13 protein-coding genes are annotated in these 14,117 nt (G+C 63.4%); 5 read left to right on the top strand and 8 right to left on the bottom strand.

Annotated features, from left to right (window positions below):
* Positions 1–121 precede the first annotated feature (121 nt).
* A complete protein-coding gene (gene lpxC, locus AWB65_RS15595) occupies positions 122–1,039 on the top strand; it encodes a UDP-3-O-acyl-N-acetylglucosamine deacetylase (RefSeq protein WP_087668010.1) in 918 nt (305 codons plus the stop codon).
* A 54-nt stretch (positions 1,040–1,093) separates the two neighbouring features.
* Here lpxC and AWB65_RS15590 read toward each other — a convergent pair whose 3' ends face one another.
* A complete protein-coding gene (locus AWB65_RS15590; protein ID WP_087668037.1) occupies positions 1,094–1,588 on the bottom strand; it encodes a DciA family protein in 495 nt (164 codons plus the stop codon).
* A 262-nt stretch (positions 1,589–1,850) separates the two neighbouring features.
* Here AWB65_RS15590 and secA point away from each other — a divergent pair, with 262 nt between their 5' ends.
* The 4 genes from secA to AWB65_RS15570 all read left to right on the top strand — a co-directional run bounded on the left by secA (position 1,851) and on the right by AWB65_RS15570 (position 7,346).
* Positions 1,851–4,652, top strand: a complete 2,802-nt coding sequence (secA, locus tag AWB65_RS15585; RefSeq protein WP_087668009.1) for a preprotein translocase subunit SecA — start codon at positions 1,851–1,853, stop codon at positions 4,650–4,652.
* A gap of 168 nt (positions 4,653–4,820) precedes the next feature.
* Positions 4,821–6,062 (top strand): bifunctional glutamate N-acetyltransferase/amino-acid acetyltransferase ArgJ, encoded by a 1,242-nt coding sequence (gene argJ, locus AWB65_RS15580; RefSeq protein ID WP_087668008.1) that lies wholly within the window; start codon positions 4,821–4,823, stop codon positions 6,060–6,062.
* Between the two features lie 7 nt (positions 6,063–6,069).
* The gene (locus AWB65_RS15575) at positions 6,070–6,933 is read left to right on the top strand and encodes an ATP-binding protein (protein WP_087668007.1); all 864 of its coding nucleotides are present in this window, start codon (positions 6,070–6,072) and stop codon (positions 6,931–6,933) included.
* Positions 6,930–7,346: an NUDIX domain-containing protein gene (locus AWB65_RS15570; RefSeq protein WP_087654777.1), complete on the top strand. Its 417-nt coding sequence runs from the start codon at positions 6,930–6,932 to the stop codon at positions 7,344–7,346. Before AWB65_RS15575 ends, AWB65_RS15570 begins: the two co-directional genes overlap by 4 nt.
* A 7-nt stretch (positions 7,347–7,353) precedes the next feature.
* Here the strand turns inward: AWB65_RS15570 and AWB65_RS15565 are convergent, their stop codons facing one another.
* The 7 genes from AWB65_RS15565 to AWB65_RS15535 all read right to left on the bottom strand — a co-directional run bounded on the left by AWB65_RS15565 (position 7,354) and on the right by AWB65_RS15535 (position 13,807).
* Positions 7,354–7,545, bottom strand: coding sequence for a DNA gyrase inhibitor YacG (locus AWB65_RS15565; RefSeq protein WP_087654776.1), 192 nt, complete (start codon positions 7,543–7,545; stop codon positions 7,354–7,356).
* 28 nt (positions 7,546–7,573) lie between these two features.
* A complete protein-coding gene (gene zapD, locus AWB65_RS15560; protein ID WP_087668006.1) occupies positions 7,574–8,329 on the bottom strand; it encodes a cell division protein ZapD in 756 nt (251 codons plus the stop codon).
* Between the two features lie 173 nt (positions 8,330–8,502).
* Positions 8,503–9,120: a dephospho-CoA kinase gene (coaE, locus tag AWB65_RS15555; protein WP_087668036.1), complete on the bottom strand. Its 618-nt coding sequence runs from the start codon at positions 9,118–9,120 to the stop codon at positions 8,503–8,505.
* 14 nt (positions 9,121–9,134) lie between these two features.
* On the bottom strand, positions 9,135–10,028 hold the full coding sequence (locus tag AWB65_RS15550) for a prepilin peptidase (protein WP_087668005.1): 894 nt from the start codon (positions 10,026–10,028) through the stop codon (positions 9,135–9,137).
* 31 nt (positions 10,029–10,059) lie between these two features.
* Entirely contained in the window at positions 10,060–11,256 is a 1,197-nt protein-coding gene (locus tag AWB65_RS15545; RefSeq protein ID WP_087668004.1) for a type II secretion system F family protein, read from the bottom strand.
* A complete protein-coding gene (locus AWB65_RS15540) occupies positions 11,256–12,443 on the bottom strand; it encodes a GspE/PulE family protein (protein WP_087668003.1) in 1,188 nt (395 codons plus the stop codon). Before AWB65_RS15540 ends, AWB65_RS15545 begins: the two co-directional genes overlap by 1 nt.
* A 74-nt stretch (positions 12,444–12,517) precedes the next feature.
* Positions 12,518–13,807: an HlyC/CorC family transporter gene (locus tag AWB65_RS15535; RefSeq protein ID WP_087668002.1), complete on the bottom strand. Its 1,290-nt coding sequence runs from the start codon at positions 13,805–13,807 to the stop codon at positions 12,518–12,520.
* Positions 13,808–14,117 lie beyond the last annotated feature (310 nt).

The raw sequence follows: 14,117 nt of genomic DNA, 5'->3' as shown, positions 1-14,117 counted from the left end.
AAACAGATTCACACGCTCCCTTTCAAGACGCGCCGCAGCGGATGGAGTATAATTCGTGCTATTGAATGCATATTTACGATTAATTCTCTTTATAGGGAAAGTTAATCGAAGCGGAAAAATCATGTTGAAGCAAAGAACAATCAAAGCTGTCGTGAAGACTGTCGGTATCGGCCTGCATTCGGGCCGGAAGGTCGAGTTGACGCTGAAGCCGGCGCCGGCTGGCACCGGTATCGTGTTTTCGCGTATCGACCTGCCTACGCCGGTCGATATCCCCGCGTCGGCCATGGCGATCGGCGATACACGTCTTGCGTCCGTGCTGCAGAAAGACGGCGCGCGCGTTTCCACGATCGAGCATTTGATGTCGGCGTGCGCGGGTCTCGGCATCGATAATTTGTATGTCGATGTGACTGCTGAAGAAATCCCGATCATGGACGGAAGCGCCGCTTCGTTCGTGTTTCTGATTCAATCGGCAGGAATCGAAGAGCAGAATGCTCCGAAAAAATTCATCAAGGTGACGAAGCCCGTCGAAATTCGCGACGGCGATAAATTCGCGCGCCTCGAACCGTATTTCGGTTTCAAGCTGCAATTCACGATCGATTTTCGTCATCCGGCCGTCGATAAAACCGGTCAGGCGCTGGAGGTCGATTTTGCCCATACGTCATATGTCCGTGAAATCGCGCGTGCTCGCACATTTGGTTTTGCGCATGAAGTCGAGATGATGCGCGAGCTGGGCCTCGCGCGCGGCGGCAGCATGGATAACGCGATCGTGCTGGACGAATACCGCATTTTGAATAACGACGGCCTGCGTTACGACGACGAATTCGTGAAGCACAAAATGCTCGACGCAATCGGCGATTTGTATGTGGTTGGTCATCCGCTGCTTGCGTCGTACACCGCTTACAAGGGCGGTCACGCGCTGAACAACATGCTGCTGCGCGAATTGCTGGCGCATGAAGACGCCTACGAAATCGTCACGTTCGACGACACGCAAAAAGCCCCGCGCGGTTTTGGCTTCGACACGCAGACGGCATTCGCCTGAATTTGAATCTAGCTGGGAAGTCAGTCGAGGAATGAGCGGCAGCGAAAGCGCCGCTCATTTTTTTTGCGCTTTCGCCTGATGACGCGCGGCCATCTTCGCGAGCGCCTCCTGAAGCGGCGACGGTTCGAGCGTCTCGGCGAGGTGCTGCAGGGCGTCGGCGCCAGCCGCCGACATGCGCGCCTGCTTCGGCGGCGCGCTCTCCTTCATCGACTGCGGACGCACACGAATCTTCAGCGAATCCACCGCCCAGCCGCGCTGCTGCAAGTCGGCGAGAAGACGCGGTTCGATATGCCGCAAGCGCGCCGCGAGTGCGTTGTGGCCTGCAAAGAGCGCCAGAACGCCGTCCTTGATAAACCCCGGCTCGACGCTCGACGCCAGATAATCCGGCAGCAGCGTCGATAAGTCGCGCTGCAGCGCCGCCATCTGCTCGACGCCCGCGCGCAAAGCGCGAAACGCGTCAGTCCGGCCGAGCAAATCCGACACGGCTTGCGGTTTGCGGGGATCGAATCGCTGCGGCGGCGGCCTTGAATTCGGCGAAAAACGGCTCATTTTCTGGGTCTGTGGGCGCGAGCGCGACCCATCGATTGTAACGCGCGGGGCAATCGCAAAGCGCTCGGCCATCCGAAGCTTTCGAGCCTCTGACGGCGGCGGCCCGCTGGACGCGCCGCCCCACGCGGACACAGGCTCCGCCGGGCTCGCGTGCTAAAATCCCCCGTTAAATTTCACTAATGGACTTAAGCCGCCGAGGTCCGCCGTACTCGGGCGCACCCCGCGTGCGCCCAGCCGACACCGCGACGCAGACACTGATCCGATGACCACCGGTTTCCTTCAAAAGATTTTTGGCAGTCGCAACCAGCGGCTGGTCAAGCAATACCAAAAGACCGTTGCGGCGATCAATGCGCTCGAACCGACGATCGAAAAGTACACGGACCAGCAACTACGCGCGAAGACCGACGAATTCCGTCAGCGCGTCGCAAGCGGCGAATCGCTCGACGTTCTGCTGCCAGAAGCATTCGCCGTCTGCCGTGAGGCCAGCAAGCGCGTGCTGCACATGCGCCACTTCGACGTTCAGCTCGTCGGCGGCATGGTGCTGCACTACGGCAAGATCGCGGAAATGCGCACGGGCGAGGGCAAGACGCTCGTCGCCACGCTCGCCGCGTATCTGAACGCGCTTTCGGGGCGCGGCGTGCACGTCGTGACCGTGAACGATTACCTCGCGCAGCGTGATGCCGAATGGATGGGCCGGCTCTACAACTTCCTCGGGCTGTCGTGGGGCATCAACCTGTCGCAGATGGAGCACAGCCAGAAGCAGCAGTCCTACTCCGCGGACATCACCTACGGCACGAACAACGAATTCGGCTTCGACTACCTCCGCGACAACATGGTCTACGAGACCGAATCGCGCGTGCAGCGGCCGCTGAATTTCGCGATCGTCGACGAAGTGGACTCGATCCTGATCGACGAAGCGCGTACGCCGCTGATCATCTCCGGCCAGGCCGAGGATCACACTGACCTCTACGTGCGCATGAACGCGCTGCCGCCGCTGCTGGAAATGCAGATCGGCGAGGAAAAGGCGGACGGCACGGGCGTCGAGAAGGCGGGTGACTACACGCTCGACGAAAAAGCCCGTCAGGTCTTCCTCACCGAACAGGGTCACGAAAAGGCGGAACGCCTGCTCGCCGAGTGGGGCCTGATCGGCGAGGGCGAGAGCCTCTACGCCGCGCAGAACATTACGCTGATGCACCACGTGTACGCCGCGTTGCGCGCGCACACGCTGTTTCATCGCGACCAGCATTACGTCGTGCAGGGCGGCGAAGTCGTCATCGTCGACGAATTCACCGGGCGCATGATGACCGGCCGCCGCTGGTCGGACGGGCTGCATCAGGCCGTCGAGGCGAAGGAACACGTCAAGATCCAGAACGAGAACCAGACGCTCGCGTCGATTACGTTCCAGAACTATTTCCGCATGTATTCGAAGCTGTCCGGCATGACCGGTACGGCCGATACCGAAGCGTACGAATTCAACGAGATCTACGGCCTGGAAACGGTCGTGATCCCGACGAATCGTCCGCCGAAGCGAAGCGACAAGCAGGACCAGATCTACAAGACCGCGAAGGAACGCTACGACGCGGTGATTCGCGACATCCACGATTGCGTGAGCCGCGGCCAGCCGACGCTCGTCGGCACGACGTCGATCGAGGCGTCGGAATTGCTGTCGGGGCTGCTCACGCAAGCCGGCATCAAGCACGAAGTGCTCAACGCGAAGCAGCACGCGCGTGAAGCCGCGATCGTCGCGGAAGCGGGGCGGCCGAGCGTCGTCACCATCGCGACAAACATGGCTGGTCGCGGTACGGATATCGTGCTCGGCGGGAACGTCGAGAAACAGGCGTCGTTCATCGAAGCCGATTTGTCGATTCCCGAAGACGAAAAACAGCCGCGCATTCAGAAGCTGCACGACGAATGGCAGGCGCTGCACGATCAGGTGAAGGCTGCGGGCGGGCTGCACATCATCGGCACGGAACGCCACGAGTCGCGCCGGATCGACAACCAGTTGCGTGGCCGTGCGGGCCGTCAGGGCGACCCGGGTTCGTCGCGCTTCTATCTGTCGCTGGATGATCCGCTCCTGCGCATTTTCGCCGGCGACCGCGTGCGTTCCATCATGGACCGCCTGAAGATGCCGGAAGGCGAGCCGATCGAAGCGGGCATCGTGACGCGTTCGATCGAAGGCGCGCAGCGCAAGGTCGAGGCGCGCAACTTCGATATCCGCAAACAATTGCTCGAATACGACGACGTTTCGAACGATCAGCGCAAGGTGATCTACCAGCAGCGCAATGAACTGCTCGAAGCCACCGACGTGCAGGAAACGATCGCCGCGATGCGCCATAGCGTGCTCAGCGAAGTCGTGCGCACGTTTGTGCCGGCGGGCAGTATCGAAGAGCAGTGGGACGCGCCGGAACTCGAGGAAGTGCTGCGCAACGAGTGGTCACTCGATCTCGCGATCCAGGAGATGATCAACGAGTCGAATTCGATCGACGCCGATGAAATCCTCGAAGCCGTGCTCGCCGCTGGCGACGAAGCCTACGAGGCGAAAGTCACGCTGGTGGGTCGCGAATCGTTCAGCGCGTTCGAGCGCTCGATCATGCTGCAAACGCTCGACAGCCGCTGGCGCGAGCACCTCGCCGCGCTCGATCACCTGCGCCAGGGCATCCATCTGCGCGGCTATGCGCAGAAAAATCCGAAGCAGGAATACAAGCGCGAGGCGTTCGAACTCTTCGCAGCAATGCTCGATTCGGTGAAGCAGGAAGTCACGCGCGTCGTGATGAACGTGCAGATTCAATCTCCGGAGCAACTCGAAGAAGCCGCCGAGCAGTACGAGGAAAAGGGCAGCCACCTCGAAAACGTCGCGTTCACGCACATGGACTTCGCCGAGGCCGCCGCGGCGCCCGCACCGGCCGACGCAACCGCGCAAATGGTCAACCAGGCGATGGCCTACGGCGACGACACCACCGTCGCCACGCGCGCCGGTGACGACGTGCCGAAGGTCGGCCGCAACGATCCGTGCCCGTGCGGCAGCGGCAAGAAGTACAAAAACTGTCACGGCAAGCTGGTTTAATCGCCGACGGTTCACGGTTGGAACAAGCGACGCAGCGATGCGTCGTTTGTCTTTGCAGGACCGGTTTTTCCTGGCGTCTGTCTTAAGGCGTCTGTCTATTCATCTCGCGCCGACGCAGCGTGTCTCACAACAAGCGCCGGCGCGCGCCACATTCAGCGAGTCGCGAACATGGCCGTCAATTTCCCCTCGATCGATCCCGCAGCGCTTCATCCCATCGCCGGCGTCACGCTCGGCTGGGCCGAAGCCCACATTCGCAAGCCGAATCGGAAGGATCTGCTCGTCATCCAGCTCGAAGAGGGCGCGGCCGTCGCGGGCGTGTTCACGTTGAACCGGTTTTGCGCGGCGCCCGTCACGGTTTGCCGTGAGCATCTCGACGCGGTGCGCGCGGGCGGCAAGGGTATTCGCGCGCTCGTCGTGAATACGGGCAACGCGAATGCGGGCACCGGCGAGCCGGGCATGGCGCACACGCGCGAAACCTGCGCGGCGCTCGCGCAGCTTCTCGGCCTCGACGCGCGGCAAATCCTGCCGTTCTCGACCGGCGTGATTCTGGAGCCGCTGCCGGTCGATCGTCTGAAGGCGGGCTTGCCGGCCGCGCTCGCCAACCAGAAGGCCGCGCACTGGTTCGACGCCGCGCAGACCATCATGACCACCGACACGCTGCCGAAAGCCGCGTCGCGCCAGGTGCAGATCGATGGCCACACGGTGTCGCTGTCGGGCATCAGCAAGGGCGCCGGGATGATCAAGCCGAACATGGCGACGATGCTCGGCTTCCTCGCGTTCGATGCAACCGTCGCGCAGCCGGTACTCGATCAGCTCGCGAAGCACGTCGCGGACCGCTCGTTCAACTGCATAACCATCGACGGCGATACGTCGACAAACGATTCGTTCATCCTGATCGCGTCGGGCAAGTCGAGCCTGCCGGCGATCACGTCGACGGATTCGCCCGCGTACACCGCGTTGTGCGACGCCGTGACAGCCGTCGCGCAGGAACTCGCGCAATTGATCGTGCGCGATGGCGAAGGCGCGACGAAGTTCATGACGATCACGGTGGAAGGCGGTGCGAACGTCGCCGAATGCCGTCAAATCGCTTACGCGATCGGCCATTCGCCGCTCGTGAAAACGGCGTTCTACGCATCCGATCCGAACCTCGGCCGCATTCTCGCGGCGATTGGCTACGCGGGCGTGTCAGACCTCGACGTGGACAAAATCGATCTCTATCTCGATGACGTGCTCGTTGCGAAAGCAGGCGGTCGCAATCCGGAATACCGCGAGGAGGACGGCCAGCGCGTGATGAAGAAGAGCGAGATCCTGATTCGTGTGATGCTCGGCCGTGGCGACGCGCAGGCGACCGTCTGGACCTGCGATCTCTCGCACGACTACGTGAGCATCAACGCCGACTATCGCTCATAAAAACATCATGGACAAACTTGAACAATTTCTGACTCGCGCCGAAGCCGTTCTGGCGCGCATCGAAGGCATGCTGCCGCCGACGGCGCCGCAGATCGACTGGAATGGCGCCGTCGCGTTTCGCTGGCGCAAGCGTCAGGGGCGCGGCTATCTGCAACCCGTGCCGTCGATTTCCCTCATTTCCTTCGACGATTTGCAAAACATCGATCGCCAGAAGGGTCTGATCGAGCAGAACACGCGGCAATTCGTCGCGAAGCTCCCGGCGAACAACGTGCTGCTGACCGGCGCGCGCGGCACCGGCAAGTCGTCGCTGATCAAGGCGTGCCTGAACGCGTATTCGAAGGACGGCCTGCGCCTGATCGAAGTCGACAAGGACGATCTCCACGATCTCGGCGATATCGTCGATCTGATCTCGGCGCGGCCGGAGCGCTTCATCGTGTTCTGCGACGATCTCTCGTTCGAGGAAGGCGAATCGGGTTATAAGGCGCTGAAAGTCGCGCTCGACGGCTCGGTCGCGGCGCAGTCCGACAACGTGCTGATCTACGCGACGTCAAACCGGCGGCACCTGATGCCCGAGTACATGAGCGAAAACGAGACCTACAAGCATACGTCCGATGGTGAGATTCACCCGGGCGAAGTGGTCGAGGAGAAGATTTCGCTGTCGGAGCGTTTCGGGCTGTGGGTCAGCTTCTACCCGTTCAAGCAGGACGACTACCTGTCGATCGTCGGCCATTGGCTGAAGCACTTCGGCTGCGAGCAAAGCGAAATCGAAAGCGCGCGCGGCGATGCGCTTGTCTGGGCGCTGGAGCGCGGGTCGCGCTCGGGACGCGTCGCGTGGCAGTTCGCGCGCGACTGGTCGGGGCGCAAGGCATGACGGAAATCGCCGCGAACGGGCGCAAGGTCACCGAGGTGGCCGTCGGCGTGATGGTGCAGCCGGACGGGCGCTATCTGCTCGCGCAGCGGCCGGAAGGCAAGCCGTACGAGGGCTACTGGGAGTTTCCGGGCGGGAAGATCGAGGCGGGTGAGAGCGTGGAAGCGGCGCTCGGGCGCGAACTGCATGAGGAACTCGGCATCGATGTCACCGCGAGCGAACGCTGGCGCACGCTCGAACACGATTATCCGCACGCGTATGTGCGGCTTCATTTCTGCAAGGTGACGCACTGGACCGGGACGCCCGCCGGTCGCGAGGGTCAAGCGCTCGCCTGGCAACACTTGCCAGCCGACGTCGGGCCGCTGCTTCCGGCGACCATTCCCGTGCTGGAATGGCTCGCAGCGGAAGCAAGCTAGAAACTCTTTAGTTCAGGCCGCCGCGCGAATCGTCGTCGGGCGGCGTTTCCTGCTGATTGCCAGCGATGCGGTATTTCCCCGCCGCCCAGGCGCCGAGATCGATCTGCTTGCAGCGGTCCGAGCAGAACGGACGAAAGCGGTTTTCCGGGACCCAGCGGACTTCTTTATCGCAGGTCGGACATTTGACGACGGTGGTCATACGGTCTGACGTTATCGAAGGTTCTTGATCAAAGACTGCACAGCGTGAGGTGGAACGGCACGTCGACATCGACGGCGCGCGGCCGCAGATCGCCGTCCTGCACCGTGAAACGCACCCACAGCATGTACTTGTTCGCGCTCGCCTCGGGAATCACCCGTACTTCCGGCGATACGCGCACCTGCATTAACTGATACGTCCGTCCCGACAGCATCTGCTGATAGCTGCCCTGCATCGCCATCACCTTCGACGCCTGCCCCGATTCCCGCGCGAGCCGCAGCACAATGATGGCGGCGTCGCGCAGCGCGAGCATCGGCATGACCCATTTCGCGATGTCATGACGACGCTGCTCGACCGGCAATTGCTGCCACGCGAAATACGACGGCAAGTCGAACTTGCAGGTGCCGCCCGGAATGATCGTGCGGCTGCGGATGCTGGCGAGCCACTCGTTATCCGCGAGATGCTGGCCTGTCTTGCCCTGCATCTGCGAGAGCCCGGCGAGCGTCTGTTCGATTTCGCCAAGCACCGCTTCGAGTGCGTCCTGTTCGATGCCGGGATTGCCGCGAAACGGCGCAAGCGTCTGACGCTGGCGTTCCAGTTCCTTCATCAAATCGGCTTTGAGATCCGTGCGGCCCGCGACTTCGGCGATTTCGAAGAGCGTTGTCAGTGCGACGTGATGCTCTCGCGGGTCTTCCTGGGTCAGAAAGAACGTGAAGCGCTCGAACAGGTCTTCGAGTCGCAGCAGCGTCCGAATTCGCTCGTTGAAGGGATACTCGTAAAGGATCAAGCGCGCTCGCCTCGGCGTTGGTCGGTGCTTCGTGGGACGGAAAGTCAGGACATTCTAATGCCGCAGCACTACCCTAGCAAATCGACGCAAAATGAGCCTGCCGCAGAGCTTTTTCGTCGCTGTTAGCGGGAGTTTTCAATCTGCGGTTCCGTGGTTACGTGTGAACTTTACGCTTACGCGCTGTCCGCGCCGCTTGCGAGTGACAGATAGCGCGCGTGCAATGCATCGACTTGCTGCTTGAGAGTGTCGAGCGTCGCGTGTTCATCGTTGACGACGACGTCGTCTGCTGCCACGAGCCGCGCCTCGCGCGTCGCCTGGCGCGCGATGATCGCGAGCACCTGTTCGCGCGAGAAGCCGTTGCGGCGCATGACGCGCGCGATCTGCGTCTCGACCGGGCAATCGACGACAAGCACCCGGTCCGCCCGCGACGACCAGTTCCCCGATTCCACCAATAGCGGCACGACGACGATGTGATACGCGCCGTCCGCGACGCTTCGCTGCCGTTCGGTCTCCGCGCGGATCAGCGGATGCGTGATCGCTTCGAGTTGCGCCTTGGCGGTATCGTCGGCAAAGACGCGCTCGCGCATCTTCGCGCGATTCAGCGACCCGTCCGCCGCGACGTACTCCGGCCCGAAGCGGCTCGCAATCAGTGGCATCGCGACGCCGCCCGGCGCTGTGATCTGATGCGCGATGAGATCGGTGTCGATCAGCGGCACGCCGTGCGCGGCGAAGCAATCCGCGACCGTGGTCTTGCCGCTGCCAATGCCGCCGGTCAGGCCGATGCTGTACATCCACGACTCCTTGTTCATCCGAACAGTCCGTAAAGCGGGGTGCCGAAGTAGAGCGTCAGCACGCCACCGATCGCGAGGAACGGGCCGAACGGCAGCGGTTCCTCGAAGCGCATTCGTCCGCGCCATGTCGCGACGAGCCCGACCAGTGCTCCGGCGATCGCGGAAACCAGCACGATCTGCGGCAGCGCCATCCAGCCGAGCCATGCGCCCAGCGCGGCGAGCAGCTTGAAGTCGCCGTAGCCCATGCCTTCGACGCCGCGCACCAGCCGGAAGATCCAGTAGACGCACCACAGGAAAAGATAACCGCCAATCGCGCCGATCACCGCATCGTGCAGTTGTACGAAGCCGCCGTCGCTGAGATTGACGATCAGACCGGCCCAGAGCAGCGGCAGCGTGAGCGAGTCGGGCAGATAGCGCGTGTCGAAATCGATGAGGCTCGTCGCGAGCAGCGTAGCGCATAAACCGAACGCGGCGAGTGCGAGCCAGTCCGGCCCGAACGCATACAGCGACGCGGCGGCGAAGAGCGCGGTCGCGAGTTCGATCAGCGGATAGCGCGCGCTCACCGACGCGCCGCATTTCGCGCAGCGTCCGCGCAAGAGCATATAGCTGACGACGGGGATGTTTTCCCACGCGCGCAGGATGTGTCCGCAATGCGGGCAGGCGCTGCGCGGAACGGCGAGGTTATAGCGCTCGGCGGGCGCGGCGTCGCCCGTGGTTTCGGCGTCGATTTCCGCGCGCCACGCACGCTCGAGCATGATCGGCAGCCGGTGCACGACGACCGTCAGGAAGCTGCCGATCACGAGTCCGAAGACGATCGCAAAGCCGTATTGCGCGGCGGCGGGCAGCGCGGCGAATGCCTGCGTGAAGAGGCTGGACCGCGCGACGTACGGTTCGAACGAAGGCTGCATGGGCTGAGTCAGGGTGAATTCGGCACGGATGCTACACCACGTTGCCGAGTTGGATGATGGGAAGATACATCGCGATCACGAGTCCGCCCACGAGCGCGCCCAGCACGACGATCACGACCGGCTCGCAAAGACTCGCGAATGCGCCGATCTTTTCGTCGACCTGTCGGTCGCCGAGCGTCGCGAGATCCATCAGCATGGAGTCGAGCGAGCCGGATTCCTCGGCGACGGCGATCGGCTGAACGACTTCCGGCGGGAAGCAGCCGAGCGCGCGCATCGCGGCCGCGAGCCGCTCGCCGTGGCGAAGGCGCGTCGCGATCTCGACGGTCGCGCGGTCGAAGATGCGGTTGCCGGTGGCGTTGGCGAGCGAATCGAAGGCGTCCGAGAGCGGCGTGCCGGCCGCGAGCAGCGTGCCAAGCGCGCGGCTCCAGCGTGCGACCGCGAGCGAGCGCAGCAACGCGCCGACGAGCGGCAGTTTCAGCGTCGCGCGATCGGCGGCCTCGCGCGCCGACGGCGAGCGCTTCAACAGCCGCGCGCAACCGACACCACCAAGGAAGCACCCAATCGCGAACGGCACGCTCCAGCGCGCCACGCCGTCGGAGAGCGCGAGCACGAAGCGCGTCGGCGCGGGGAGCGCGGCGCCGAAGCCGTCGAAGATCGTCTTGAACGTCGGCACCACGCCGACCAATAAGCCAGCCGTGATCAGCAGCGAAAGAAGCAGAACCATGAGCGGATACGTCAGCGCGCCTTTCAGCTTCGCGCGCTGCGAGGCGGCGCGCTCGCGGTCGTCGGCGAGGCGGGCGAGCACGGTCGGCAGCGCGCCCGCCAGTTCGCCGACCGATACCAGTTGGCAATAGAGCGGCCCGAAGCAGGCCGGATGGCGCGCGAGCGCATCGGAGAACGGCACGCCCTGCGTGATGTCGCGGGCGACGCTCTGCACGATACGCGGCAGGCCGCCGCGCATCGGCGTCTGCGCGATCAGTTCCAGCGACGGCGCGAGCGGCAGTCCCGCGCGCAGCAAGCCCGCGAGCTGGCGGGTGAAGAGCGTCACGTCTGCGGCGCCCGCTCTTGGTGGCGGAGCGGGGCCGATGGCGTCGAGTTCGAGCACCGTCCAACCTTCGCGCTTGAGCGCGGCGCGCGCGCCGGTGGCATCGGCGGCGATGGTTTTGCCGCGTTTCGCGGCGCCGTTCGCATCCACGCCGCGCCATGCAAAACGCGAATCCGTGCTCATCACGCGATCTCCGTCGCTTCGACCGCTTCCGCGACGCTCGTCACGCCCTCGCGCACGCGCTGGAACGCGGCGTCGCGCAGCGCGGGCATGCCCTCGGCCTGCGCCTGACGCGTGATCGCGTGCGTGGCGGTGCGCGCGACGATCAGTTCGCGCAACGCGTCCGTGACGGGCATCAGTTGATGCACGCCCACGCGCCCCCGATAGCCGATGCCGTGACATTTCACGCAGCCGCGCGGCTCGAAGGGGCGCGTGCCGTCGTCGAGCGCGAGTTCGGACGGCGCGCGGCAGGCGTCGCAGAGCTTCCTCACGAGCCGCTGCGCAGTCACGAGCCTGAGCGCCGACGCCAGGTTGTACGGCGCGATGCCGATGTCGATCAACCGCGCGATCGCGGCGGGTGCGTCGTTCGTGTGCAGCGTCGAGAGTACGAGATGGCCGGTCTGCGCGGCTTTCACGGCGACGTCGGCGGTTTCGGCATCGCGGATTTCGCCGACCATGATCACGTCCGGGTCCTGTCGCATGAACGCCCGCAACGCGACCGCGAAGGTGAGCCCGGCCTTGTCGCGCACGCTGACCTGATTGATGCCGTCGAGCTGGATTTCGGCGGGATCTTCGACCGAGCACACATTGCGCGCTTCGGCGTTCAGCATCTGGAGGAAGCAGTAGAGCGAGAGCGTCTTGCCGCTGCCCGTCGGCCCGGTGACGAGGATGAGTCCGTGTGGCGCATGGATCGCGGATTCGACGGCCTCGCGCTGTTTAACGTCGAGTCCAAGCGCTGCGAGCGACAAATCCGCGGGCAGCGCATCGAGGCGCCGCAGCACGAGCTTTTCGCCGAAGAGCGTCGGCAGCGAGTTCACGCGATAGTCTTCGAGCTGGCCGTTCGCGAGCGGCAGGCGCAGGCGTCCGTCCTGCGGCACGCGCCGTTCCGCGATGTCCATGCGCGCCAGCACCTTGACGCGCGTGATGAACGCGTCGCGCAGATGCAGCGGCGGCTTTTGCAGAACGTGGAGTGCGCCGTCGATACGTAATCGGATGCGCCACGCGTGTTCCGCCGGTTCGACGTGGATATCGGACGCGCCGCGCGCTGCGGCGGCGCGCAAGGTTTCGGCGAGCAGGGAGACGGCGGGCGCGTCGTCGGTCGGGGGCGGTTCGGCGGAGCGCGCGAACACAGGGCGGGAAGTGGCTGGCATGGCGTCGGGCCGTTCGTAATCAGGATGACCCGATCATCGCGCCGCGCCGCGCGCCTTCCAATTCGGCCGAACGGCTAACGCTGCAAGCGCGGTTTCGTGACAGGCGGCCGGAAAATTTTCACCGTGCGGATCGCCTGATCGTCGCTGCGCATCACTTCGAAGCGCACGCCCGCGATCTGTACCGATACATCGCCGTCGGGAATCTCTTCGAGCGTCTCTAGGATCAGCCCGTTGAGCGTCTTGGGACCGTCGGTCGGAAGATTCAGATGCACCCAGCGGTTCAGTTCGCGCAGCGGCATGCTGCCCGCCACGATCACCTCGCCGTTGTCGTCCCAGCCGCCGCGTGACGCGGTGCCGCGCGGAATCGTCGTCGTGAATTCGCCGATCAGCTCTTCGATGATGTCTTCCGGCGTCACAAGCCCCTGCAACTCGCCGTATTCATCGACGACGATCGCGATCCGGTGACGGCTTTCCTGGAAGTACTGCAACTGCTGGAACACGGGCGTCCCGGTGGGCACGAAATAAGGCTCGGTGAGCAGTTCGCGCAGCGTCTCGCGCTCCAGTTCCTGGTTGTGCAGCGCCGAGAGCGTCTTTCGCACGTGAAGAATGCCGAGCACGCGATCGATATCGCCCTGATACACAACGAGCTTGTTGTGATAGCAGGTTTCGAGCTGCTGCATGATCTGCTCGAACGGCGCATCGAAATCGAGCGCTTCGATGCGGCGGCGCGGAATCATCACGTCGTCGACGGTAATGTTTTCGAGATCGAACAGGTTCAACAGGATGCTACGGTGCTTCGTCGGCATGAAGCTGCCCGATTCCAGCACGACAGTACGCAATTCTTCCGGTGACATGCGCTGGTCGCGGCCGCCCTTAGTATTAATGTGCAGCGCGCCCAGCACGGCGTTCGCGAACAGGTTGACGAACCACACGAGCGGCCGCGAGATGCGCATCAGCGGCGCGAGGATCAGGCTCGCCGGCAGCGCGACTTTTTCCGGATAGGTCGCGCCGACGATCTTCGGCGCGATCTCCGCGAACACGATGATCAGGAACGCGACCAGCCCCGTCGCGATCGACAGCACGAGGTTGTCATGCCCGAACGTGCGCAGCGCGATCGACGTAGTAAGAACGGGGATGATCGTATTGATCAGGTTGTTGCCGATCAGGATGACGCTCAGGAGTTGATCGGTCTTGGCGAGCAAACCTTGTGTGGTGCGCGCGCGCAGCGACCCCTGGTTGGCGAGGTGCTTCAGACGATGGCGATTCAGCGCCATCATCGACGTTTCGGAGATCGAGAAGAAGCCGGACAGGAAGAGAAGAAGAAAGATGGCGCCAATTTGCGCCCATAAGGGAAGGTTGTCCACGCGACCGATGAATGAGGGGGAGGGATGGGGACGACTATAACAGACCCTTCCCCAAAGCTGCCGGGACCGGCCGATCGGCCGATGGGCGGGCGTTTGGCGGCTTTTTTGCGGCGCTTTCAGAGCACGATCGTGCGAGGATCGAACGGCTTAAGTGAACGCCCTATTTGCTAAGGATCGCTGGTTAAGTATCTGGTGCAACGTCTCGAATATGCGTCGATCGGTATAGGAGCCCGTGGTGCAACAATATTTTGCGAAATGGGCGACGATACACTGGACCCACTCGATGAACCCGCTGAGAGCCAGGCAGGAC

It is taken from the genome of Caballeronia humi (assembly GCF_001544475.1).
Classification (GTDB): Bacteria; Pseudomonadota; Gammaproteobacteria; order Burkholderiales; family Burkholderiaceae; genus Caballeronia; species Caballeronia humi.
This window is presented reverse-complemented; position numbering and strand designations above follow the sequence as displayed.

Excerpts from the sequence above, each read along its gene's own strand:
- lpxC (WP_087668010.1), top strand. The coding sequence starts at position 122 with ATGTTGAAGCAAAGAACAATCAAAGCTGTCGTGAAGACTGTCGGTATC.
- AWB65_RS15590 (WP_087668037.1), bottom strand. The coding sequence starts at position 1,588 with ATGAGCCGTTTTTCGCCGAATTCAAGGCCGCCGCCGCAGCGATTCGAT.
- secA (WP_087668009.1), top strand. The coding sequence starts at position 1,851 with ATGACCACCGGTTTCCTTCAAAAGATTTTTGGCAGTCGCAACCAGCGG.
- argJ (WP_087668008.1), top strand. The coding sequence starts at position 4,821 with ATGGCCGTCAATTTCCCCTCGATCGATCCCGCAGCGCTTCATCCCATC.
- AWB65_RS15575 (WP_087668007.1), top strand. The coding sequence starts at position 6,070 with ATGGACAAACTTGAACAATTTCTGACTCGCGCCGAAGCCGTTCTGGCG.
- AWB65_RS15570 (WP_087654777.1), top strand. The coding sequence starts at position 6,930 with ATGACGGAAATCGCCGCGAACGGGCGCAAGGTCACCGAGGTGGCCGTC.
- AWB65_RS15565 (WP_087654776.1), bottom strand. The coding sequence starts at position 7,545 with ATGACCACCGTCGTCAAATGTCCGACCTGCGATAAAGAAGTCCGCTGG.
- coaE (WP_087668036.1), bottom strand. The coding sequence starts at position 9,120 with ATGTACAGCATCGGCCTGACCGGCGGCATTGGCAGCGGCAAGACCACG.
- AWB65_RS15550 (WP_087668005.1), bottom strand. The coding sequence starts at position 10,028 with ATGCAGCCTTCGTTCGAACCGTACGTCGCGCGGTCCAGCCTCTTCACG.
- AWB65_RS15545 (WP_087668004.1), bottom strand. The coding sequence starts at position 11,256 with ATGAGCACGGATTCGCGTTTTGCATGGCGCGGCGTGGATGCGAACGGC.
- AWB65_RS15540 (WP_087668003.1), bottom strand. The coding sequence starts at position 12,443 with ATGCCAGCCACTTCCCGCCCTGTGTTCGCGCGCTCCGCCGAACCGCCC.